21 protein-coding genes, 1 tRNA gene and 1 pseudogene are annotated in these 18,939 nt (G+C 47.9%); 13 read left to right on the top strand and 10 right to left on the bottom strand.

The annotated features are described in order from the left end of the window. Positions 1 to 159 precede the first annotated feature (159 nt). Positions 160 to 1,089 carry a LysR family transcriptional regulator gene (locus C7I86_RS10195; protein ID WP_010873145.1) on the top strand — a complete coding sequence of 310 codons (930 nt, stop codon included), beginning with the start codon at positions 160 to 162 and terminating at the stop codon, positions 1,087 to 1,089. Positions 1,090 to 1,108: 19 nt separating this feature from the next. Here C7I86_RS10195 and alaS read toward each other — a convergent pair whose 3' ends face one another. From alaS to C7I86_RS10215, 4 genes are all read right to left on the bottom strand, one after another. After that, positions 1,109 to 3,742, bottom strand: a complete 2,634-nt coding sequence (alaS, locus tag C7I86_RS10200; RefSeq protein ID WP_010873146.1) for an alanine--tRNA ligase — start codon at positions 3,740 to 3,742, stop codon at positions 1,109 to 1,111. 180 nt (positions 3,743 to 3,922) lie between these two features. Continuing rightward, a complete protein-coding gene (locus C7I86_RS10205) occupies positions 3,923 to 4,387 on the bottom strand; it encodes a hypothetical protein (RefSeq protein ID WP_231848031.1) in 465 nt (154 codons plus the stop codon). A gap of 87 nt (positions 4,388 to 4,474) precedes the next feature. Further along, complete coding sequence (locus tag C7I86_RS10210) at positions 4,475 to 5,308, bottom strand: CPBP family intramembrane glutamic endopeptidase (protein ID WP_010873148.1); 834 nt, start codon at positions 5,306 to 5,308, stop codon at positions 4,475 to 4,477. 187 nt (positions 5,309 to 5,495) lie between these two features. Beyond that, complete coding sequence (locus C7I86_RS10215; RefSeq protein WP_010873149.1) at positions 5,496 to 5,963, bottom strand: AbrB family transcriptional regulator; 468 nt, start codon at positions 5,961 to 5,963, stop codon at positions 5,496 to 5,498. Between the two features lie 333 nt (positions 5,964 to 6,296). Between C7I86_RS10215 and C7I86_RS10220 the strand changes: the two genes are divergently transcribed. From C7I86_RS10220 to C7I86_RS10240, 5 genes are all read left to right on the top strand, one after another. Continuing rightward, positions 6,297 to 6,872, top strand: a complete 576-nt coding sequence (locus C7I86_RS10220) for a DUF3038 domain-containing protein (RefSeq protein ID WP_010873150.1) — start codon at positions 6,297 to 6,299, stop codon at positions 6,870 to 6,872. A gap of 171 nt (positions 6,873 to 7,043) precedes the next feature. Beyond that, positions 7,044 to 7,529: a hypothetical protein gene (locus C7I86_RS10225; protein WP_010873151.1), complete on the top strand. Its 486-nt coding sequence runs from the start codon at positions 7,044 to 7,046 to the stop codon at positions 7,527 to 7,529. Positions 7,530 to 7,748: 219 nt separating this feature from the next. Continuing rightward, on the top strand, positions 7,749 to 8,729 hold the full coding sequence (locus C7I86_RS10230; RefSeq protein WP_010873152.1) for an NAD(P)H-binding protein: 981 nt from the start codon (positions 7,749 to 7,751) through the stop codon (positions 8,727 to 8,729). A 99-nt stretch (positions 8,730 to 8,828) separates the two neighbouring features. Next, positions 8,829 to 9,746: an NAD(+) kinase gene (locus C7I86_RS10235; RefSeq protein ID WP_010873153.1), complete on the top strand. Its 918-nt coding sequence runs from the start codon at positions 8,829 to 8,831 to the stop codon at positions 9,744 to 9,746. Then, positions 9,743 to 10,897, top strand: coding sequence for an extracellular solute-binding protein (locus C7I86_RS10240; protein ID WP_010873154.1), 1,155 nt, complete (start codon positions 9,743 to 9,745; stop codon positions 10,895 to 10,897). Before C7I86_RS10235 ends, C7I86_RS10240 begins: the two co-directional genes overlap by 4 nt. A gap of 35 nt (positions 10,898 to 10,932) precedes the next feature. Here the strand turns inward: C7I86_RS10240 and C7I86_RS10245 are convergent. Beyond that, positions 10,933 to 11,004 (bottom strand) — tRNA-Thr (locus C7I86_RS10245). Positions 11,005 to 11,101: 97 nt separating this feature from the next. Between C7I86_RS10245 and rdgB the strand changes: the two genes are divergently transcribed. Then, entirely contained in the window at positions 11,102 to 11,686 is a 585-nt protein-coding gene (gene rdgB / locus C7I86_RS10250) for an RdgB/HAM1 family non-canonical purine NTP pyrophosphatase (RefSeq protein ID WP_010873155.1), read from the top strand. A 100-nt stretch (positions 11,687 to 11,786) separates the two neighbouring features. Here rdgB and C7I86_RS10255 read toward each other — a convergent pair whose 3' ends face one another. Beyond that, a complete protein-coding gene (locus tag C7I86_RS10255) occupies positions 11,787 to 12,125 on the bottom strand; it encodes a P-II family nitrogen regulator (RefSeq protein ID WP_010873156.1) in 339 nt (112 codons plus the stop codon). 302 nt (positions 12,126 to 12,427) lie between these two features. On the opposite strand from C7I86_RS10255, the gene C7I86_RS10260 reads away from it, so the two are divergent. Continuing rightward, on the top strand, positions 12,428 to 13,429 hold the full coding sequence (locus tag C7I86_RS10260; protein WP_010873157.1) for a DUF1517 domain-containing protein: 1,002 nt from the start codon (positions 12,428 to 12,430) through the stop codon (positions 13,427 to 13,429). A gap of 138 nt (positions 13,430 to 13,567) precedes the next feature. Here the strand turns inward: C7I86_RS10260 and C7I86_RS19405 are convergent, their stop codons facing one another. Continuing rightward, complete coding sequence (locus C7I86_RS19405; RefSeq protein WP_020862253.1) at positions 13,568 to 13,702, bottom strand: hypothetical protein; 135 nt, start codon at positions 13,700 to 13,702, stop codon at positions 13,568 to 13,570. Here C7I86_RS19405 and C7I86_RS10265 point away from each other — a divergent pair. After that, positions 13,701 to 13,994: a DUF6439 family protein gene (locus tag C7I86_RS10265; RefSeq protein WP_010873158.1), complete on the top strand. Its 294-nt coding sequence runs from the start codon at positions 13,701 to 13,703 to the stop codon at positions 13,992 to 13,994. The two genes, C7I86_RS19405 and C7I86_RS10265, sit on opposite strands and share 2 nt — an antisense overlap. 17 nt (positions 13,995 to 14,011) lie before the next feature. Here C7I86_RS10265 and C7I86_RS10270 read toward each other — a convergent pair whose 3' ends face one another. Then, the gene (locus C7I86_RS10270; RefSeq protein ID WP_010873159.1) at positions 14,012 to 14,668 is read right to left on the bottom strand and encodes a phosphoribosylanthranilate isomerase; all 657 of its coding nucleotides are present in this window, start codon (positions 14,666 to 14,668) and stop codon (positions 14,012 to 14,014) included. Positions 14,669 to 14,768: 100 nt separating this feature from the next. Continuing rightward, positions 14,769 to 15,761 (bottom strand): DMT family transporter, encoded by a 993-nt coding sequence (locus C7I86_RS10275; RefSeq protein WP_010873160.1) that lies wholly within the window; start codon positions 15,759 to 15,761, stop codon positions 14,769 to 14,771. Positions 15,762 to 15,839: 78 nt separating this feature from the next. On the opposite strand from C7I86_RS10275, the pseudogene C7I86_RS10280 reads away from it, so the two are divergent. Beyond that, positions 15,840 to 15,932, top strand: a pseudogene (locus tag C7I86_RS10280) (IS1 family transposase); the annotation flags it as partial. A gap of 60 nt (positions 15,933 to 15,992) precedes the next feature. Here C7I86_RS10280 and C7I86_RS10285 read toward each other — a convergent pair. Continuing rightward, positions 15,993 to 16,457 (bottom strand): ABA4-like family protein, encoded by a 465-nt coding sequence (locus C7I86_RS10285; RefSeq protein ID WP_010873161.1) that lies wholly within the window; start codon positions 16,455 to 16,457, stop codon positions 15,993 to 15,995. A gap of 153 nt (positions 16,458 to 16,610) precedes the next feature. On the opposite strand from C7I86_RS10285, the gene C7I86_RS10290 reads away from it, so the two are divergent. From C7I86_RS10290 to C7I86_RS10300, 3 genes are all read left to right on the top strand, one after another. After that, positions 16,611 to 16,799 carry a DUF2442 domain-containing protein gene (locus C7I86_RS10290; RefSeq protein ID WP_020862251.1) on the top strand — a complete coding sequence of 63 codons (189 nt, stop codon included), beginning with the start codon at positions 16,611 to 16,613 and terminating at the stop codon, positions 16,797 to 16,799. A 138-nt stretch (positions 16,800 to 16,937) separates the two neighbouring features. Next, positions 16,938 to 17,966, top strand: coding sequence for a dihydroorotase (gene pyrC / locus C7I86_RS10295; RefSeq protein WP_010873162.1), 1,029 nt, complete (start codon positions 16,938 to 16,940; stop codon positions 17,964 to 17,966). Between the two features lie 72 nt (positions 17,967 to 18,038). Continuing rightward, on the top strand, positions 18,039 to 18,851 hold the full coding sequence (locus tag C7I86_RS10300) for a class I SAM-dependent methyltransferase (RefSeq protein ID WP_010873163.1): 813 nt from the start codon (positions 18,039 to 18,041) through the stop codon (positions 18,849 to 18,851). Positions 18,852 to 18,939: the final 88 nt, after the last annotated feature.

The raw sequence follows: 18,939 nt of genomic DNA on the forward strand, positions 1-18,939 counted from the left end.
AAAACTCCTCAGAAATTAACCGGGAAGATGGATGAAAATCTGTCCTCCCGTTTTTCATTATATCGCCCCGAGAAAAGTGCATCAATAACATTTTTGAATAATGGAGAGTGCTATAGCTAGGAATAGTTTATTATGCCAACTTTCCCCGAAAACTAACCTATGCGACTAGAACAGTTACAGGCTTTTTTAAAAGTTGCAGAGCTAGGCAGTTTTCAACAGGCGGCATTACAATCGGAAGTCACCCAATCCACCATTAGTAGGCAAATTCAAGGTTTGGAATCTGCCCTCAAGTGCCAATTATTTCATCGGGGAGCCCAGGCTAAATTAACGGTGGCAGGGGAATTATTTCTGCGGCGGGCAAGGAAAATTTGTCAAGAATGGGATGTGGCTAGCGAAGAAATTAGTAGTCTTTTTCAAGGCAAACAAACGGAATTATGTGTGGCAGCAATTCACTCAGTTTGTGTCTCTTCCTTGCCTAGTTTATTGCCCAAATTTTGCCTGGGCCATCCCCAAATTCAACTACGGGTGACGGCCCTGGGGAGTGACCGGGCTTTGAAGGTTTTACAGGATGGTTTGGTGGATGTGGCCATTATTATGAGCCATCGCAATTTAACTAATACCAAAGAGTTGGCTATTAAACCCCTCTATGAGGAGCAAATTTGTATTTTGATGGCGAGCGATCATCCTCTGACAACAAAAAAATTTATCACCTGGGAAAATTTAGGCCCCTATCCCCAGGTTATTTTTAAAGATGGTTACCGGATGCGACGACTGGTAGAAGATGAATTTAGTCGCCGGGAAATCCCCCTCAACGTTAGTTTAGAACTAAATATTCCTGAAGCCTTTTATGGGGTGGTACAGGGGAGCGAAATGATTGCCTTGATGCCCCAATCCTTGGTCACACCGGTGATTGATAATCCCAACTTTTCCGTGCGCTATTTATTTTGCCCAGAGTCCGGCGATCGCCAGGATTTTCGACGGCAAGTATCGGTGGTGACCACGGTGGATCGTTTGCAAATACCCCCCGTGGCCGAATTTTTCAATTTAGTAGTGGACCATTACCGCTGTGGAGCCTTGACAGTAAAATGACGGGTTTAAAACCTAACCCCTAACCTAGTTCAGCCAACAAGGTTTGTTTCGCCGTGGCCAGGGCTTCTGGTAACTTACTGGCATCCCGTCCACCGGCCTGGGCCAGATTAGGACGACCGCCACCGCCACCGCCACAAATTTTGGCAATGGCACCAATGAATTGACCAGCTTTAAGCTGTTTGGTTTTAACCAATTGGGGACTAAAGGCCGCCACTAGACTGACTTTGCCCTCTTCTGGAATGGAAGCAAGCACCACTGCACTTTCTCCCAATTTTTGTTGTAACCGTTCCGCCGCAGTTTTGAGAGATTCCCCGTCCACAGTACCCAGATCCGCCACCAGAATTTTAAACTCACCCACAGTTTGAGCTTGGGTTAATAACTGTTCCGATTTTTGTAGAGCTAACTCTTGCTTGAGGGCTTCCAACTGCTTTTGGCTGGCTTTTAATTCCTGTTGTAGTTGGTGGACCCGGTCTGGGATTTCCTCCGGTTTAGCTTTTAGGCGATCGCCGAGCTCTTTGACCACCGCTTCCCGCACATTGAGGTAATCCAACACCGACGGCCCTGCCACGGCTTCAATGCGCCTTACCCCGGCGGCAATGCCCGTTTCTGCGACGATTTTGAATAAACCGATTTCCGCCGTATTGGCCACATGGGTGCCGCCACACAGTTCCAAAGAAACTCCCGGAACGTCAATGACCCGCACTTCAGCCCCATATTTCTCCCCAAACATGGCGATCGCCCCTTTGGCCTTCGCATCGGCGATCGGCATTACTGCCACCTCAGTTTGATGGGCTTCGGCAATCCATTGATTGATCAAGTCCTCAATTTGTTGTAGCTCCTCCATGGTCACCGCCCGGGGAGAGTTGAAGTCGAACCGTAAACGGTTGAAATCCACCAGGGAACCAGCTTGGGAAATGCCTTCGTCCACCACTCTTTTTAAAGCCGATTGCAGTAAATGGGTGGCGGTATGGTTGGCCTGGGCCCGACGGCGGCAAGCCCGGTCAATAGTAGCGGTAATAGTGGTGCCAATTTGCACTGTACCCCGTTCTACCCGACCAAAGTGGATAAAAATGCCCGACTCCCGCTTCACATCTTCAATGCGAATGAGCAAATTGTCGCCGTTGAGAAAACCTTTATCCCCAATTTGACCGCCGGATTCGCCGTAAAAGGGAGTTTGATCTAGTACGATTTGCACCGTTTGCCCTGCGACCGCTTGATCTACCAATTCCCCCCCAACTAATACCGCTTTGACTATTGCAGAACTTTGTAAATCGGTGTAGCCCAAAAATTCCGTCGGATGGATATGGTTAGCCAATTTATCCAGACTTTCCTGCACGGTTAAATCAATAGTTTCGTGGGCTGCTTTGGAACGTTCTTGTTGTTCCTGCATGGCTTTTTCAAACCCTTCTACGTCCACAGTAATGCCCTGTTCCTCGGCAATTTCTTGGGTCAATTCCAACGGAAAACCAAAGGTGTCATATAAAGTAAACGCATCTGCGCCGGCAATTTCCGTCACTCCGTCGGCCATTAAATCCGCCAGTAACTTTTCTCCCCGTTCTAGGGTTTTTAAAAAAGCCGCTTCTTCCCGCTGTAACTCCTGCTCAATCAAGCTTTGCCGTTCTAAAACATTGGGATAAACTGGCTGGGCGAGTTGAACAGCAGTGGCTGCTACCTTAGTGGTAAATTCACCGTTAATGCCCAGTAAACGACCATGGCGCACCACTCGACGGATCAACCGCCGTAACACATAGCCCCGTCCTAAATTGGAAGCACTAATACCGTCAGCAATCATGTGGACAACGGAGCGGACATGATCCCCAATTACCTTCAGGGAAACTTTGGTTTTTTCATTGGCTTGGGCGTAATCAATACCTGCTATATTCGCCGCTGTTTGAATAATGGGAAAAATTAAATCTGTTTCGTAGTTATTAGGCACTTTTTGTAAAATTTGGGCCATCCTTTCTAAGCCCATGCCAGTGTCAATATTTTTCTTCTCCAGGGGCGTTAAATTACCCGCATTATCCCGGTTGTACTGCATGAATACCAAGTTATAAAACTCGATAAAGCGGCTATCATCTTCCAAATCTAATTTTTCATCCCCTAATTCCGGGTGGAAATCGTAGTAAATTTCCGAGCAAGGGCCACAGGGACCAGTGGGGCCAGAAACCCAAAAGTTATCGTCCGCTCCCATGCGTTGAATGCGGTGGGCAGGAATACCAATTTCATCGCGCCAAATGGCAAAAGCTTCGTCATCTTCTTCAAACACACTGACCACTAACCGTTCCGCTGGCAGTTTAAATACTTGGGTCGATAATTCCCAGGCCCAGGCGATCGCCTGGGATTTGAAGTAATCCCCAAAGCTAAAGTTGCCCAACATTTCAAAGAAAGTATGGTGGCGGGCGGTGCGGCCGACGTTTTCAATGTCGTTGGTGCGGATGCATTTTTGGGAAGTGGTGGCCCGGGGAAATTCCGCCGACTTTTGTCCTAAAAAAATTGGCTTGAACGGCAACATCCCCGCAATGGTCAACAGTACGGTGGGGTCCTCCGGCACCAGGGACGCACTGGGCAAAATTTGATGCTGGCGATCGGCAAAGAAGTTTAAAAACTGTTGACGAATTTCGGGACCGCTGAGGACGGGCGGGGTAGTGGTCATGTCTAGTTGAAGATTTTGCAGATGAAAATTTCGGGCACTGTGGCTATTTTCCCATTTTAGGGGTTGGTTCCTGACCCTTTCTGACCGGAGGTTAAACCGGAGTTAAAACTAAGCCATGGGGAGTCCAAAATCTGCCCACTGCGGTGACATGATGGACAAAAAACTTCGGAGTTAGTGTGCCTAGGGCTGTTGACAATGGACATTGATGTTGGTGATCACCTGTTGCTCCTGCTGGCCAATGGTAGCTACCTGTTTTTGGGCAAGCTGGGCCGTCAAAATATCTTTACTTTCCAGGGCTTTGACCATGGTGCGGGTGGCCTCCGCATTGCCCTGGTAAATACTGACCAATTCCCCTTGATAGTTAGCTAGCACTGGATCTTCAAGGTTGAGTCGTTCTATTTTTGTGGCGGTGGCATCGAAGGCATCGGCCATGTTCAGCACTTCTTCCGTTGAGGTGGTATCTCGATATTTTGCCCCTTCCTCTGCCATTTGTTTGGTAATTAAAATTAGCTGTCGGCATTGATCCGCTTTGCTAGCCCCGCAACTAATTAAGCCCTGATTCAATGCCAGCATTAAAATAACGCCCCAACTAAGGCCCATTAATCGGCGGGGAAGAAAGCCAGTAAATCTTACTGATGGGGACATTGGCATAGGGACAAAGTAGAGAAAAGATGGCAACGGGGAACCATCATAGCAAAATCATTCGGTTCAATTAGGGAGTTAAAATCCTGGCTAGAGGGGAGATAGATGGGGAAATAAGGCGATCGCCAAAGCAGTGAGGAGCAAACAAATAATGCCAGCTAAACCGGCTAAAGGTTGATTGGCCTTGCCCACCCAAATATTGCCATCGGTGTTGGGATAGGTAATTAAACCAGTGGCATCACAGGCCGCCAGGGCAAAAACCCACCCCCCGTGGAGTCCCCAAGCTAGGGCGAGATTACCGCCATCCACCAGACGGGCCCACAGCAATACCATGCCCAATAACCACAATCCTGGCAGTTGGTAAGCTGTTAAACGCCGTTCCCATAGCAGATGAAGGATGGCAAAAATGGTGCTGACGATGGTGGCTGCCCCCCAGACTGGTAAATCCTGTTGCAGTTGATTTTGGAAAATACCCCGAAAAATTAACTCTTCCACCAAGGCGATCGCCAGGGCCAGTATGAGAAAAAGCGGGGAAAGTTTGACTAAATCCCACCATTTTTCCCGATGCCATTGCAGTAGACCAATTTGGCCCTGTATTGCCAAAGTTAAGCCTAAACCGAATACCGCCACCCCCACGGCGATCGCCAGGGAAAGTAATTGGTCGGAGATGACGCTTAAACCGTAATCCCCCAAGGATTGTTGGTCTAACCAAGTCACCGCCCAGATGGGTAGGGGGGAAACCAAGTAAAGCGATAACACCAAGGGTAATTTTTGCTCCGGGGTAACAGCCTGCCAGGGTTGCCAAGCTAGTTTACGACCCACCACCAGGGCAACGGGATACCACAGCACTAGCCAACTAAAAAGAAAAACAATAATTTTTAACAATCCCGGCCATGGTTGCCAAAACTCCATCAAATTTTCCATCGGCCCATCCCACTGGCGATCGCCAATTTTCGTTTAAACAAAAGCAAAATTTGCAAGGCCCAGCTTGACAGTACGTCCGCCGTCATCCCTAATTGATAAAAAAAGGGAGAAACCTTTTTGTTTCAGGTCTCCCCCCCGGCGAAAAAGCACTTAGTCCCCCTTGCATAGGGAACCGCAGTCGAGAAATTTATACTTCCTCTTCGTCATCGCTATCGGTAATTTGCTTCAGATGAATATGCTTGTAACCGAGCTTGATCTCGAACTCATCACCGGACTTAAGACCCATTTCTTGGGTGTAGGTGGATCCGATAACAATCTGTCCATTTTTGTGGACACTAACACGAAATGTCGGTTCACGACCCCGACCATCTTTGGTACCAGAGGGATCGAGGGGAACCCCTTTGGCCGCTAGCACTGCGTCATAGAAGTCGGTCAAATTTACGCGTACTTGTCCTTCCTTAGAAGTAGAGTAGTAACCACAGGCTTTTGCCGTTTCTCGACGGGGCAGATGGGATAGTTCTTTAACTTTATTGAGTAATGCTTTGCCGGTTAGTGCGGTGGAGGCGTTTGGCATAGGATTATTTTTTCCGTTGAATGATGCTTGATTGCGGGGACTTGTTTTTTTCAAAAGTCTACATAAGATAAAATATAACATCAAACCTTAGCTGAAAAACTTTTTTTTTCAACTTTTTGATTATTTAGCCGAGGAATTTTTCCCTCTGAAAAAATCAAGCCTTGACCTCTGGCGAGTTTTGTCCTAAAGATTTTTGGCCGCCATGGAGCAATGATGAGTTAGGTTTGGGCAATACAAGCTAGCTACGGGTTCACCTTTCCGAAAACCAACGAATTTTTGCCCAGATTAGCGCCAAAATTAAGCGGAGCAGTGGGTCAAAATATATTTATCTCAGGGGGAATCATTGCTTTAAATCAATTCGCTATCCTATGCATGTCATGTGTTCATTAACATTCCCCTGTTCCCCAAGATTTTATGGTTCTCACCCAGTTCGCCTCCAGCCCAGCTCCTCCCCAGTCCTTTGCTGTTGCCCCCAACCGTCAACAATTGCGACAAATGAATTGCTACCTGGACCAGCTTTTGTTGGCCTTGGTTGCCCTGACTGATGTGGACGAGGATACTTGGACGGCAATCCTAGAAAAAATTTCGTCATCTACGACAACAGGCCAATCTTTGACTAGGAAATACCCCATTCCTGCTGTTGCCCCCGGCCAGCTAGATGTGGAGGGAATTCGACTTTTGGCCATGGCGATCGCCTATTTAGGGGCCCATTACCAAGAACTACTGCGGCGATCGGTCAGTTTAGTTGAACAGACCAAGGAACAGGGTAAAAATCCTTTACAAACCGTACTTTTAAGCGAGTACGCCCGAAAATTTACCTCAGCTTGGCAAGCCTATGGAGAGAAACAAGGGGGAGAAGCCCATATTCCCTTAGCCCCCATTACCTCTGATCGCCTGCTTTCTTTGCTGACAGAATTATTTTTCTTTAGCAGTCAAGACGGCCCCCGCCGACTCTGGGGAGTATTGGCCACCATGGTGTCCCCCGCTTAGATAAACCCAAAAAATGCTGGCTTTGTTGCCCTGTCAACCAAAGTTCCCAATACGTCCTTCCCAATTCTGCTCAAATCGAGTTAACTGGGCAAATATCTATGGATTACTCCTTCCCATTTCTCATCAACAATTAACCAAATGACCCTGATGGAAGGAAGATCGACCCAGTGAATGACTACAATAATGGTCAACCTGGCCCATTTACTAGGTAAACCTAATTTAACCGAGGAAATAATCTCCATGGCTCAAGATTCTCCATCTTCCCTCTCCCAAGAAGCCCTAACCATTGCCCATCTCCAGGGGGTGCAGGAGCGACGGCAGGAAGAGCGGATGTTGGCCTTTTGCCAAGTGTTCGATATGGAAGGGGAATTGGTGGGGGTATCCTTCGACTTAACTCGCAACGGTATCTGTGTGAGCGTTCCCAATGATTGGCCCCAGGACACGGATTTTACCGTCAAGCTCCGGCGCATGGACAATGAAGCTTTACCCACCATCACCATCAAGCTCACTCCCATGTGGCGTCAATCCCGCAACGAAAGTTTTGACGAAATTGGCGGCAAAATTATTGAGGTGGACTGCCCCGAAGCTTTCTCTACTTTTTTGCAATATTGTCAACAGGCTGGCCCCAGTGGTTTAGTGGAGCGTCCAACGTCCTGACCATTATTATTCCTCCCTTCTTCCTAACCTTGGGGCAGTTGGATGGGTTACCTTATCCTTGTTTTTGGTGGGGGTTGACCCTGCCATGGTGGGATTGCATTGACATTGGAGCCAGTACCGGGGTAGGGAAACAAATTTTTGTGCCCTGGCCCCAATACCCATAATTGTCAGAGTCTGATAGGATTTAGCAAAGTATTAAAATTTGTAAAGAAAATTAAAATGCGAGTTTTGGTGGTAGGCGGCACAGGAACCCTCGGCAGGCAAATTGTTCGGCAGGCGATCGACCAAGGTCACACCGTTGTTTGTCTGGTTCGTAGCCTAAGAAAGGCAGCTTTTCTTAAAGAGTGGGGCGCCACCATCGTGGGGGGAAATATTTGTAAGCCGGAAACTCTGTCCCCAGCCCTGGAAAATATTGACGCAGTGATTGACGCTTCCACCGCCAGGGCCACCGACTCCCTCACCATTCGCCAGGTGGACTGGGAAGGCAAGCTTAATTTAATTCGAGCAGTGCAGAAAGCGGGTATCAAAAAGTTTGTCTTTTTCTCCATTTTGCGGGCGGCCGAATATCCCAAAGTGCCCCTGATGGACATCAAAAATTGTACCGAGAAATTTTTAGCCCAAACGAATTTGGACTACACCATTCTGCAACTGGCGGGTTTCATGCAGGGGTTAATTGGTCAGTACGCTATTCCCATTTTGGATAATCAATCGGTTTGGCAAACCGGCGAGAATACCCCGATCGCCTACATGAACACCCAAGACGTGGCTAAGTTTGCAGTGCGGGCGGTGGAATTGGACAGTGTGGCCCGTAAAACCTATCCAGTGGTGGGCAGTCGGGCTTGGGGGGCAACGGAAATTATTCAACTTTGTGAAAGAATGTCTGGCAATAATGCCCGTATTTCCCAGGTGCCCATGGCGGTGCTCAGATTTATGCGGAGCTTTACTCGCTTTTTCCAGTGGACCTATAACGCCTCCGATCGCCTAGCGTTTTCGGAAGTGCTGGCCAGTGGTAAAGCTTTAACGGCGGACATGGCTCCGGTGTACGAACAATTTGGCCTTGATCCGAAGGAAACCACCACCCTAGAATCCTACCTACAGGAATACTTTGGGCGCATCATCAAGAAGCTCAAAGAACTGGACTATGAGGTTAACCCGACCCAAACCGAAGGCAAAAAGAAGAAAAATAATTTCTTTTTCTAGTTTGACTAGTTTGATTGACAATTTGATACTTTTAGATAATCTCGTTTTCTATTCGATTTTTCCGCTCCCTGTTCCCTGACTCCCTAGGATCTCGCCCCTGTGCCAAAAGTCGGCATCATTTTCAACGACGATAAGCCCACCGCCTGTAGCGTTGCCCAAGAATTGCAGGAGCAACTGCAACAGAGTGGGTTTACAGTGGCGATGGAAACCGGATCCGGTGGCCTGTTGGGCTATTCCCAGCCCGATCGCCCCATTTGCCATACCCGCATTGAACATCTGACTCCGCCCCATTTTGATGAGTCCATGCCCTTTGCCATTGTTCTGGGGGGAGACGGCACAGTACTATCAGCTTTTCGTCAGTTGGCCCCCCTCGGCATCCCCCTGTTGACCATTAACACAGGGCACATGGGTTTTTTAACGGAAATTTACCTCAACCAACTACCCACGGCGATCGAGCAGTTAATCAACGGTGATTACCAAATTGAAAGCCGCTCCATGATGACAGTGCGGTTAATGCGGGAGGAAAACCTTTTATGGGAAGCGCTCTCCCTGAACGAAATGGTATTGCACCGGGAACCCCTCACCAGCATGTGCCATTTTGAAATTCAGGTAGGCTACCATGCTTCTGTGGACATTGCCGCCGATGGCATTATTGTTTCCACTCCTACGGGTTCCACGGCCTATTCCCTTAGCGCTGGAGGCCCAGTGGTTACCCCCGATGTACCAGTGTTTCAGTTAGCGCCCATTTGCCCCCATTCCCTGGCTTCCCGAGCGTTAGTATTTTCCGACCTAGAACCGGTGACCATTTTTCCCGCTACTCCCAACCGCATGGTGTTGGTGGTGGATGGCAATGGCGGTTGTTATGTGTTGCCAGAAGACCGGGTGCATTTATCAAAATCTCCCTATCCTGCCAAGTTTATTCGCCTGCAAACGCCAGAGTTTTTCCGGATTCTGCGGGAGAAATTGGGCTGGGGGCTGCCCCACATTGCTAAACCAACATCGGTGGAGTTGCCATGAATTTACCCTGCTATTCCCGCCGCCATTTTCTCCAGTCCGCCGCCGCTGTCGGCCTTGCCACGGGTCTAGGAGGCTGTTGGCCTGGCCAGGGCAGTAGCAAAGAAGTGCAGTTTTTGAACCGTTCCCTGCCGCCCCAGTTAATTAACCAATTTCAGCGGCAGTTTCCCCAAGCTAAGGAATTAAATTTCAAGGCGATCGCCAATCTGCAGAGTTTGTTCGACAATTTACAAACCTGGCACAATGCCCAAAATGCAGATACTTCCAAGGGACTGTGGGGCAGTGGATCGAGGGCAAATCAGACCCCAAAAGCCCAGTTGGTCACCGGGGGAGATTTATGGTTGGAACGGGTAATCAAAGAAAAGCTCATTCAACCCTTTGTCCCCGACCAATTGAGCCAATGGTCTAGTCTGCCTCCACGGTGGCAATTGTTGGGGCAACGCAATGACCAAGGCTTACCGGATCAAAGCGGCAAAATTTGGGCTGTTCCCTACCGTTGGGGGCCCACCATGATTATTTATCGCCAACAACCATTTGCTGATTTAGGTTGGCAACCGACCGATTGGTCTGACCTCTGGCGGCCAGAGTTAAAGCAACGCATTGCTCTGGTGGATGATCCCAGGGAGGCGATCGGTTTGACTCTGAAAAAGCTGGGTTATTCCTACAATGTCACCAACCCCAAAGCTGTTAATGCCCTACCTTCCGCTTTGCAAGAATTGGCGACCCAAGTGAAGTTTTACAACAGTAAATATTATCTCCAAGCTCTACTCAATAAAGATGTATGGTTAGCAGTGGGCTGGTCAAACCAAATTATTCCTCTGCTGAGAAATCAGTCAGAACTCAGGGCGGTTATTCCTAGTTCCGGTACATCCCTCTGGGCTGATCTCTGGACTATGCCCGCTGAGATGGAGGCGGCTGAAATTACCTATGAATGGTTAAATTTTTCCGCCCAGCCTTCCAGTCTAGAGCAGATGGCAACTTTCAGTAATGCCCTGGCGGTGCCCTATCAAAACCTGGAGGTTTCCGCCCTGAGCACTAACCCTTTATTGGCTTTTTCACCGGAGTTACTGGAGCGTTGTGAATTTCTCGCGCCCCTGGACATTGCCACCGTCAACCAATATAAGCAACTCTGGCAAACCATGCGGAGTGCTTAGACGATGATCAATGATAGGTTAATGAATTCAAAATAAGCTGGTGACGGGATTTGAACCTGCGACCGACTGATTACAAATCAGTTGCTCTACCACTGAGCTACACCAGCATCTCTGATACAGAATAGCAGAAGATTAACCCAGAGGGTCTGGCTAATTTTTGTCCCCGAAAAACTTTTTTAACGATCCGTAAAACCTAGTAAAACCATGCCTACTTTAATTGTCGCCACGGGTAACCCCGGTAAATTAGCCGAGATGCAAACTTACTTAGAGCCCCTTGGTTGTCAATTAACCCTTAAGCCAACGGAAATTGAGGTGGAGGAAACCGGCAGTACATTCTATGAAAATGCTTGCTTAAAAGCTTCCCAGGTAGCAAAGGCCGTGAATCAATGGGCGATCGCCGATGATTCTGGTTTGGCAGTGGATGCTTTGGATGGGGCACCGGGTTTATATTCCGCCCGTTATGGCAACACCGACAGGGAAAGAATTGCCAAATTGCTCCAGGCTCTAGAAGGGGTAAGCCAAAGACAAGCTCAATTCATTTGCGTGGTGTCGATCGCCGCCCCCGATGGCAGTATTCAACTGAGTACTAAAGGCATCTGTTCAGGGGAAATTACCCATAGCCCAAGAGGCGATCAGGGTTTTGGCTATGACCCAATTTTTTGGCTCCCGGAGCACAAAAAAACCTTTGCAGAAATGACAAAGGTAGAAAAACAGAAAGTGAGCCACCGGGGAAAAGCGTTTAACAAACTCATCCACCAGTGGCCTGGGTTGAAATTTGACAGCTTTTGATGGCAGTGACAGGAAAGTGTCTGGGGCCAAGAGAACAAAACCGAGACTTGTCTCAATCTGCCCAACATTAACGGCAACCGGAAAGCTAATCTCAAAAAGATTAAATAGCTTCGGTATCCTTTTCCCCTGTCCGAATCCGTACCACCGAATCCACCGGGCTGATGAAGATTTTACCGTCACCGATTTCCCCGGTGCGGGCCGCCGATACCAACTTGTCAACAACCATGTCAACCTGTCCTTCGTCGACGACAATCTCAATTTTGAGTTTTTGGAGAAACTCAACAGTGTATTCAGAGCCACGGTAACGCTCTGTTTGACCTTTTTGACGGCCAAAGCCCCTAACTTCAGAAACCGTCATACCAACGATCCCTGCATTAACCAGCGCAATTTTGACTTCGTCTAGTTTAAAGGGGCGAATAATCGCTTCTACTTTTTTCAAACCTGGTACTCCTCGTGCAATGATCTGGTTGTTGTCTTATTTATAAGGCTAGCCAGACACTTTTAACATGTTCTCCAAAAGTTTTTTTGTAAAAATCAGTACCGTTTGGCAGCGCCCATGGCCGGAGATGAGGCATTTTAGTGACAATTGCAAGTACAAAATCCCTGCTCTTTCGTCCGAAGAATCCGTTACCCTAGAGGAGTGAACGGCACTATGTTTAACTGACAGGCTTGAATCTACCCTGGATTTGGTGAACCCTTGACCAGGGAGTCCTAGCCGGAATATCGAAAAACTTTTCCTCTATGCTTAAGATGCTCAAGAATTTACCTCTACCCAAAAATATTACCTGGCGATCGGTCTGGATGCGGGGCACTTCAGTGGTAATTATTTTTGTCCTGGCCTTTACCCTAGTTTTTACCCCCACCTTTGAAGCTGAAGCTCGCCGGAGTGGTGGCCGCATTGGTGGTGGCTCCTTCCGAGCCCCTAGTGCCCCCAGTCGTAGTTACAGCGGTCCTAGTGGTGGCTCCTATCGTTCCGGTGGAACCTATGGTGGTGGTGGCTTTGGTTTTCCCTTCATCATTCCTTTTTTTGGCTTTGGTGGGGGATTCGGCGGCATCTTTGGCATTTTAGTGATGATTGCGATCGCCAACGTAGTTATCAATGCCATCCGTAATGGTGGTGGCAGCAGTGGTGAAGGGGGCGGTGGCCTGGCGGCCAGCAGCGATCCCCAAGTGGGCATTGCCCAAATTCAGGTGGGGTTACTGGCCAGTGCCAAGGAATTGAAAAAAGAACTGGATGAATTGGCCCTGTCTGCTGATACTGGCACTGCCAATGGTCGTTCCCTAGTGCTCCAGGAAGCTACTTTAGCTCTGCTCCGCCATCCTGAATATTGGGTTTATGGATCTAGTCAGAGTGACAAGGTGCGCTTGAGTGCTGCTGAGGCTGCCTTTAATCAATTAGCTCTCACCGAACGGAGTAAGTTTACCGACGAAACCCTGAGCAACTTTAACAATCAGCTACGTCAAGGGGGAAGGGCAACCGCCATTGGTGGAGATAGTCCCGATGCAGTTCCCGATGGTGCGGGAGAATATATTCTGGTGACCATTATTGCCGCAGCCTTGGGCAATTTGAACTTGCCGGCAGTGAATGATTCCAGTCAGTTAAAACAATCCTTGCAAACTTTGGGCGGTATTAGTAGCGATCGCCTGTTGGCCATTGAGGTGCTCTGGACGCCCCAAGAAGAAGGGGATACCCTCACCAGCAACGACATTATCAGCGAATATCCAGAACTCAGGCTGGTGTAGTGGTGGGAGCGATTCCTTGCCCATAGCCAAAAAATACATATTTGAGTGAGCCTGGGGAACTTTGCCTGGGCTTTCTTTTTTGGGCAAAATTTATCCAGAATATGCCGGGGAAAACTTTTTGCCTCTGGGGGAATGGGTCTAATGCCATAATTTTCGGGGCAAGGGAGCAAGGGCAATTTCCAACAGGCGCCCGGCAAAAAAGGTAATAATCAGAGCAGTTACCCCGCCGTCCATGGCTTGGTGGCCATAGTTTTCCCCGTAGCTTGTAACCATGATTCCCTTTGCTTCCCAAACCTCCTCCCTCGTCAGTCACCCCGAACTTTCTGCCCTAGAACTGGCCCAGGCCCTAGCGGAAAGATTGGCGATCGCCCCCCAGGATTGGCATCGTTTAAAGGGTAATCGTCAAGCCCAGGCCGGACAAGAATTGGCAGCGGCATTGGTGTATCTACTCAAAGATAATCCCCAGGAAGCCTTAACCCATGTGCAACAGGCAGAAGGTTGGTTAGACCGCAGTTTGAGTGCGCCTCCCTGTCCGACCCACGGCAATCGGTCTCAAAAAGCCTAGGTTTTTCCAGAATAATTTTAGTGCTGCAAAATTGCTAGGGCGTCCAACTGAGCCCTTAACTGGGCAACTTTGGCCACATCCTTATCCGCCGGGCCCTGTTCCACGCCACTGGAAAGGTCAATGCCGTCAGGCTGGAGTAAATTTAAGGCTTCTTGAACATTGCTAGGAGTTAATCCCCCCGCCAACCACCAGGGCAGGGGCGGCCGAAACTGCTGTAGCTTTTGCCAGGGTAGGGTTTGCCCAGTACCTCCCAATTGTTCTGGATGGTAAGCGTCGAGCAGGAGGACATCCACGGCATTGTAATAGGCTTCAGCCCGTTCTAAATCTGCCGATCGCCGGAGTCGGAGAGCTTTGATCAATCGGTGTTGGGGAAATGCTTGTTTAACCTGGCGGCAAAAGTCGGGGCTTTCATCGCCGTGGAGTTGGATACCGTTCAGACTAGTTTGGGCTAAAAATTCCCCCAGTTTAGGGAGGGAAACATTGGCAAATACTCCGATCGCCGATCGCTTGTTATGGGCAGTTAAGCTTTGCAAAACCAGTTCAATTTCCCTGGAGCTGACGTAACGGGAAGAAGCTTCCACACAAATAAATCCCAGGGTGGTGAATCCCAAAGCGGCGATCGCCTGGGCTTGGGCAGGATGGCGTAAACCGCAAATTTTTACCTCCATGGCCATAGGGCAAATTTCCTGGGGATTTTAGGTTGAATAGTGAATAAACAGATGGAAATGTTCTAAATTTTAGGAAAATTGTTGAAATAGGCTCAACAATCGCAAATTAATCGTTAATTACGGGTTTACGAACCAAACTCCAAATGTCTCGCAGTTGTATCTTTAACTGCTCCCGCTGGTTGATTAAATAAATACTCACCAACGTAAAAGCAACCCCTAACCACTGCAGAGAGCTAAGTTGTTCCTCCAAAATCAAGTTACTAAAGCTGAGGGCAAAAATGGGCGTTAAAAAAGTCAGGGAACTCAAGCTAGTCAAATTGCCCTTAGATGCAAGGTAGAAAAAAATGCCGTAGGCAATGGCACTGCCAAACACTGTTGCATAGGCGAGATTGCCCCAACCCCAGAGGTCAATGTTCTGCCAAGGTTCAGAATCTTGCACCAAGGCGATCGCCAACAGGGGCAAACCACCAATGATCATATGCCACCCCGTAGCTACCACCGGGTCCACCCGACGACTAACAAAGGGAATCAGCACTGTGCCCACCGCCATGGAGAGGGACGCCAACAACATCCACAGTTCCCCGCTACTACCGAGGGCGGAACCACTCCAATTAATGCTTAAACCCTGGAGATGCCAAAGCTGATAAAACCATTCATCCGGCAGCCCAATTAGGCTAATGCCTCCCACCCCTAGTAAGAGTCCCAGCCAGCCAATGCCGCCAATTACTTCTTTAAATAACCAACTGGAAAGTAATGCCACGGCGATCGGTTGGGAATCAATAATCACTGAGCCCAAGCCTGCCCCTGTGCGCTCCAACCCCTGGGCTAAAAATCCTTGAAAAAGAGTACCGTCCACCAGGGCAAATAAAATAATCCAGCCCCAGCCCTGCCAATTCTGGGGTTGGGGACGTTTCTGTCCCATGGCCCAGAGCAAGACTAAGATTCCGGCTGGTATGAGGCGCACCGTTGCCACAAAAAAAGGCGTGGTATCTGCCAGAACCCCCTTCATGGCCACCATGGCCGTTCCCCAAAGGAAAAAAGGCGCAATTAGGGTTAACCCAGAACGGATGTTGGTATTTGTTTTTGATTCAATTTGCATTGGCGGGGGGGTAATGGAGCAGGTATGGCCATCCTCCCATTGTATGTATAGTTTTGTTACAAAGCTATGGCCAAGGCAATAGTTGATATCACCATGGCAATATTTGCCAAATTTAGGGTCAATGGTAACATAGAACTATTACGCAACTGGCGCCTTTCATTACTTTCTTGAAACTCTCGAATAATTTATAGCAAAAAGGGGCAGACCTATGCCCCGATGTATTATATGCGATTAACCAATCTCCGTTTGGGGCGTTTCCATTGTCGAGTCATTCCCCTTGCCCCATTGTTTAGTAATGGCCGCCGTGAGCAGATGGGACAACAGACCAATGGGCCCAGCGAATAAACATAAAATGAGGGAATGTACCGTCCAAACCCCAGTTTCTCGCCCCTGCCAATAAATCCAGCGACCCACAAACAAATCCATCACCAGATAGTGGACCCAACCCACAGCCATAATTTTTTCGTCAGCAAAAGCTTGGGCAATAACGGACAACTCCGGACTGGCCAACGCCGCCGCCGATTCGGACCCCAAGGAACCGATAAATAAAAATAGATAAACCGCAGCTAAAATGGCGATGGGGAGCAGGGACTTCATCACTTTTTCCGTCCATTGCCACCGTGGCAGTAGAATCATCAAGCCCCAAAACGGCAACACAAACACATTGCTGAGATTAAAAAGTAGTTCAGTAGCCATTTTCAATAACAGTTGCTTACCAACAACTCGACAGAACAATTTAGAGTATAAAAGAATTTACAGAATCATGCCGAGTAGGCAGTCCCTTAAAGTAACAGGTAAGTGTTTATTAAGTTCTGTCGCTAAGGAAAAATTCAACCATTTGAGTAAGCTATGCTACAAGATATTGTTGCTGTTAACCCTCTCAAAAACTACAAGCTTTATTTACGCTTTGAAGATAATCAAGATGGAATAGTTGATATTCAAAAACAAATTGAATTTACAGGTGTATTTGAGCCACTTAAAGACCTTGAATATTTTGCTCAAGTCAAAATCAATCCGGAACTTGGAACTATTCAATGACCCAATGGAGCCGATTTAGACCCCGATGTGCTGTATGAAGTAATTACCCGATCGCCGTCTCCAAGCCCCCTAAATCTTGAAGTTTAAGGAAGGGGAAAAAGACTTTTAACTAAACCTAAACCAGCTTATGATTAAGCCATGGAAAAGCTTACCATCACTCGACCCGACGACTGGCACCTGCATCTACGGGATGGAGCGGCCCTGAAAGCAGTTCTACCCCACACTGTCCGTCAATTTGCTAGGGCGATCGTCATGCCCAATTTGAAGCCTCCGGTGCGTTCCGTGGCTGATGCCGCCGCCTATCGGGAAAGGATTCTCGCCGCCATACCTGCGGGAGGCCAGTTTGAACCGCTGATGACCCTTTATCTAACGGATAATACTAATCCCGAAGAAATTATTGCGGCCAAAGCATCCCAGTTTGTTAAAGCAGTAAAATACTATCCCGCTGGAGCCACCACCAATTCTGACTTTGGCGTCACGGATATCCATCGATGTGATGCAGTGTTGGCAGCCATGGAACAGGTGGACTTGCCCCTATTACTCCACGGCGAAGTAACGGACAGTAATATTGATATTTTCGACCGAGAAAAAGTATTCATTGAAAAATATTTAATTCCTCTCAGGGAAAAATTTCCCCGGCTGCGGGTAGTGCTGGAACATATTACTACTTCAGATGCAGTGCAATTTGTTTTATCTGCTAATAATATTGCAGCCACTATTACGCCCCAACATTTACTATTTAGTCGCAACGCTTTATTCAAAGGTGGCATTTGTCCCCACTTTTATTGCCTGCCAATTCTGAAGCGGGAAGAACATCGTTTATCATTGCTACACGCGGCCACATCTGGTAATCCTAAATTTTTTCTCGGCACTGATAGTGCTCCCCACGCTCGCAATAGTAAAGAGAGTTTATGTGGCTGTGCTGGTTGCTATTCTGCCCTCCATGCTATGGAGCTATATGCCGAAGCTTTTGAAAGTGTTAATTCCCTGGATAAGCTAGAAGCCTTTGCTAGCTTTTATGGCCCAGATTTTTACCAATTGCCCCGTAATACAGCACAAATTACGTTGATGAAAAACCCTTGGCGTATTCCTGCTGAATTACCTTTCCCTGAATCTGGATTGGTGCCTCTGCGGGCCGGCGAGGAAATAACTTGGCAAATGGTGTGATCCAAACGGGTAAAGTGGAGTGAAAATTATTAATAGTAATTACATGAATTTGCTTTTTATTGAGTCACAATCATGACATACTTTGCCAGCGACTTTCAAGACTTAGATAACTCTGGAAACATTGAAAACTTTATCCGTTGTCTGGAATTGCAACAGTCACTGGACTTGTATAAATATTACAAACAAAAAACGTTTGAGAAAATGCAGTTAAAGCCCGGTGATTCAGTGCTGGAAGTGGGATGTGGCACTGGCAATGATGCCCTTTTATTGGCTAATTATGTAGGGGAAACGGGTAAAGTTACAGCGGTGGATCGTAGTCAATTTATGCTTGACCAGGCAAGAGAGCGGGCAAAAAATTCCACCACTAAGTTTGAATTTGTTTTAGCTGATGCAGAGCAATTACCTTTTCCCGGTGCTAATTTCACTGCGGCTAGGGTTGACCGCACTCTGCAACACATTGCCCAGCCCCAAAAGGCGATCGCCGAAATGGCCAGGGTTGTACAATCTAATGGTTGGGTAGTGGCCTTTGAGCCGGACTGGGAAACGTTGGTCATCGATTCTGACCAGCGGGGCGTAACCCGTGCAATTACCAATTTTTGGTGTGATAACTTTCCTTCTGGCTGGGTGGGTCGCTATCTGTTTAAATACTTCCGGCAGGCGGGGCTAACTGATATTGCCGTTGACCCCATTACCATTTGCCTGACTGAGTTTGAATTAGCTGATAAAATTTTGGACCTATCTCGGACGGTGGAAAAAATTAGCGAACAGGGAACAATCAGCCAAAATGATCTTACCCTTTGGTTCAAGGCGATTGACCAAAATGATCAAGCGGGAGAATTTTTCTGCGCTTTTACGGCATTTTTAGTTAGGGGCAGAAAGCCTTAGTTAGTTATTAGTATTAAAAATTAAAACTCCTGTATTTACCCGATTATTTGGCGGTGATGATTAACCATTAAGTAATATTACTAAGAAT

The sequence above is a fragment of the Synechocystis sp. IPPAS B-1465 genome, assembly GCF_003015225.1.
GTDB lineage: Bacteria > Cyanobacteriota > Cyanobacteriia > Cyanobacteriales > Microcystaceae > Synechocystis.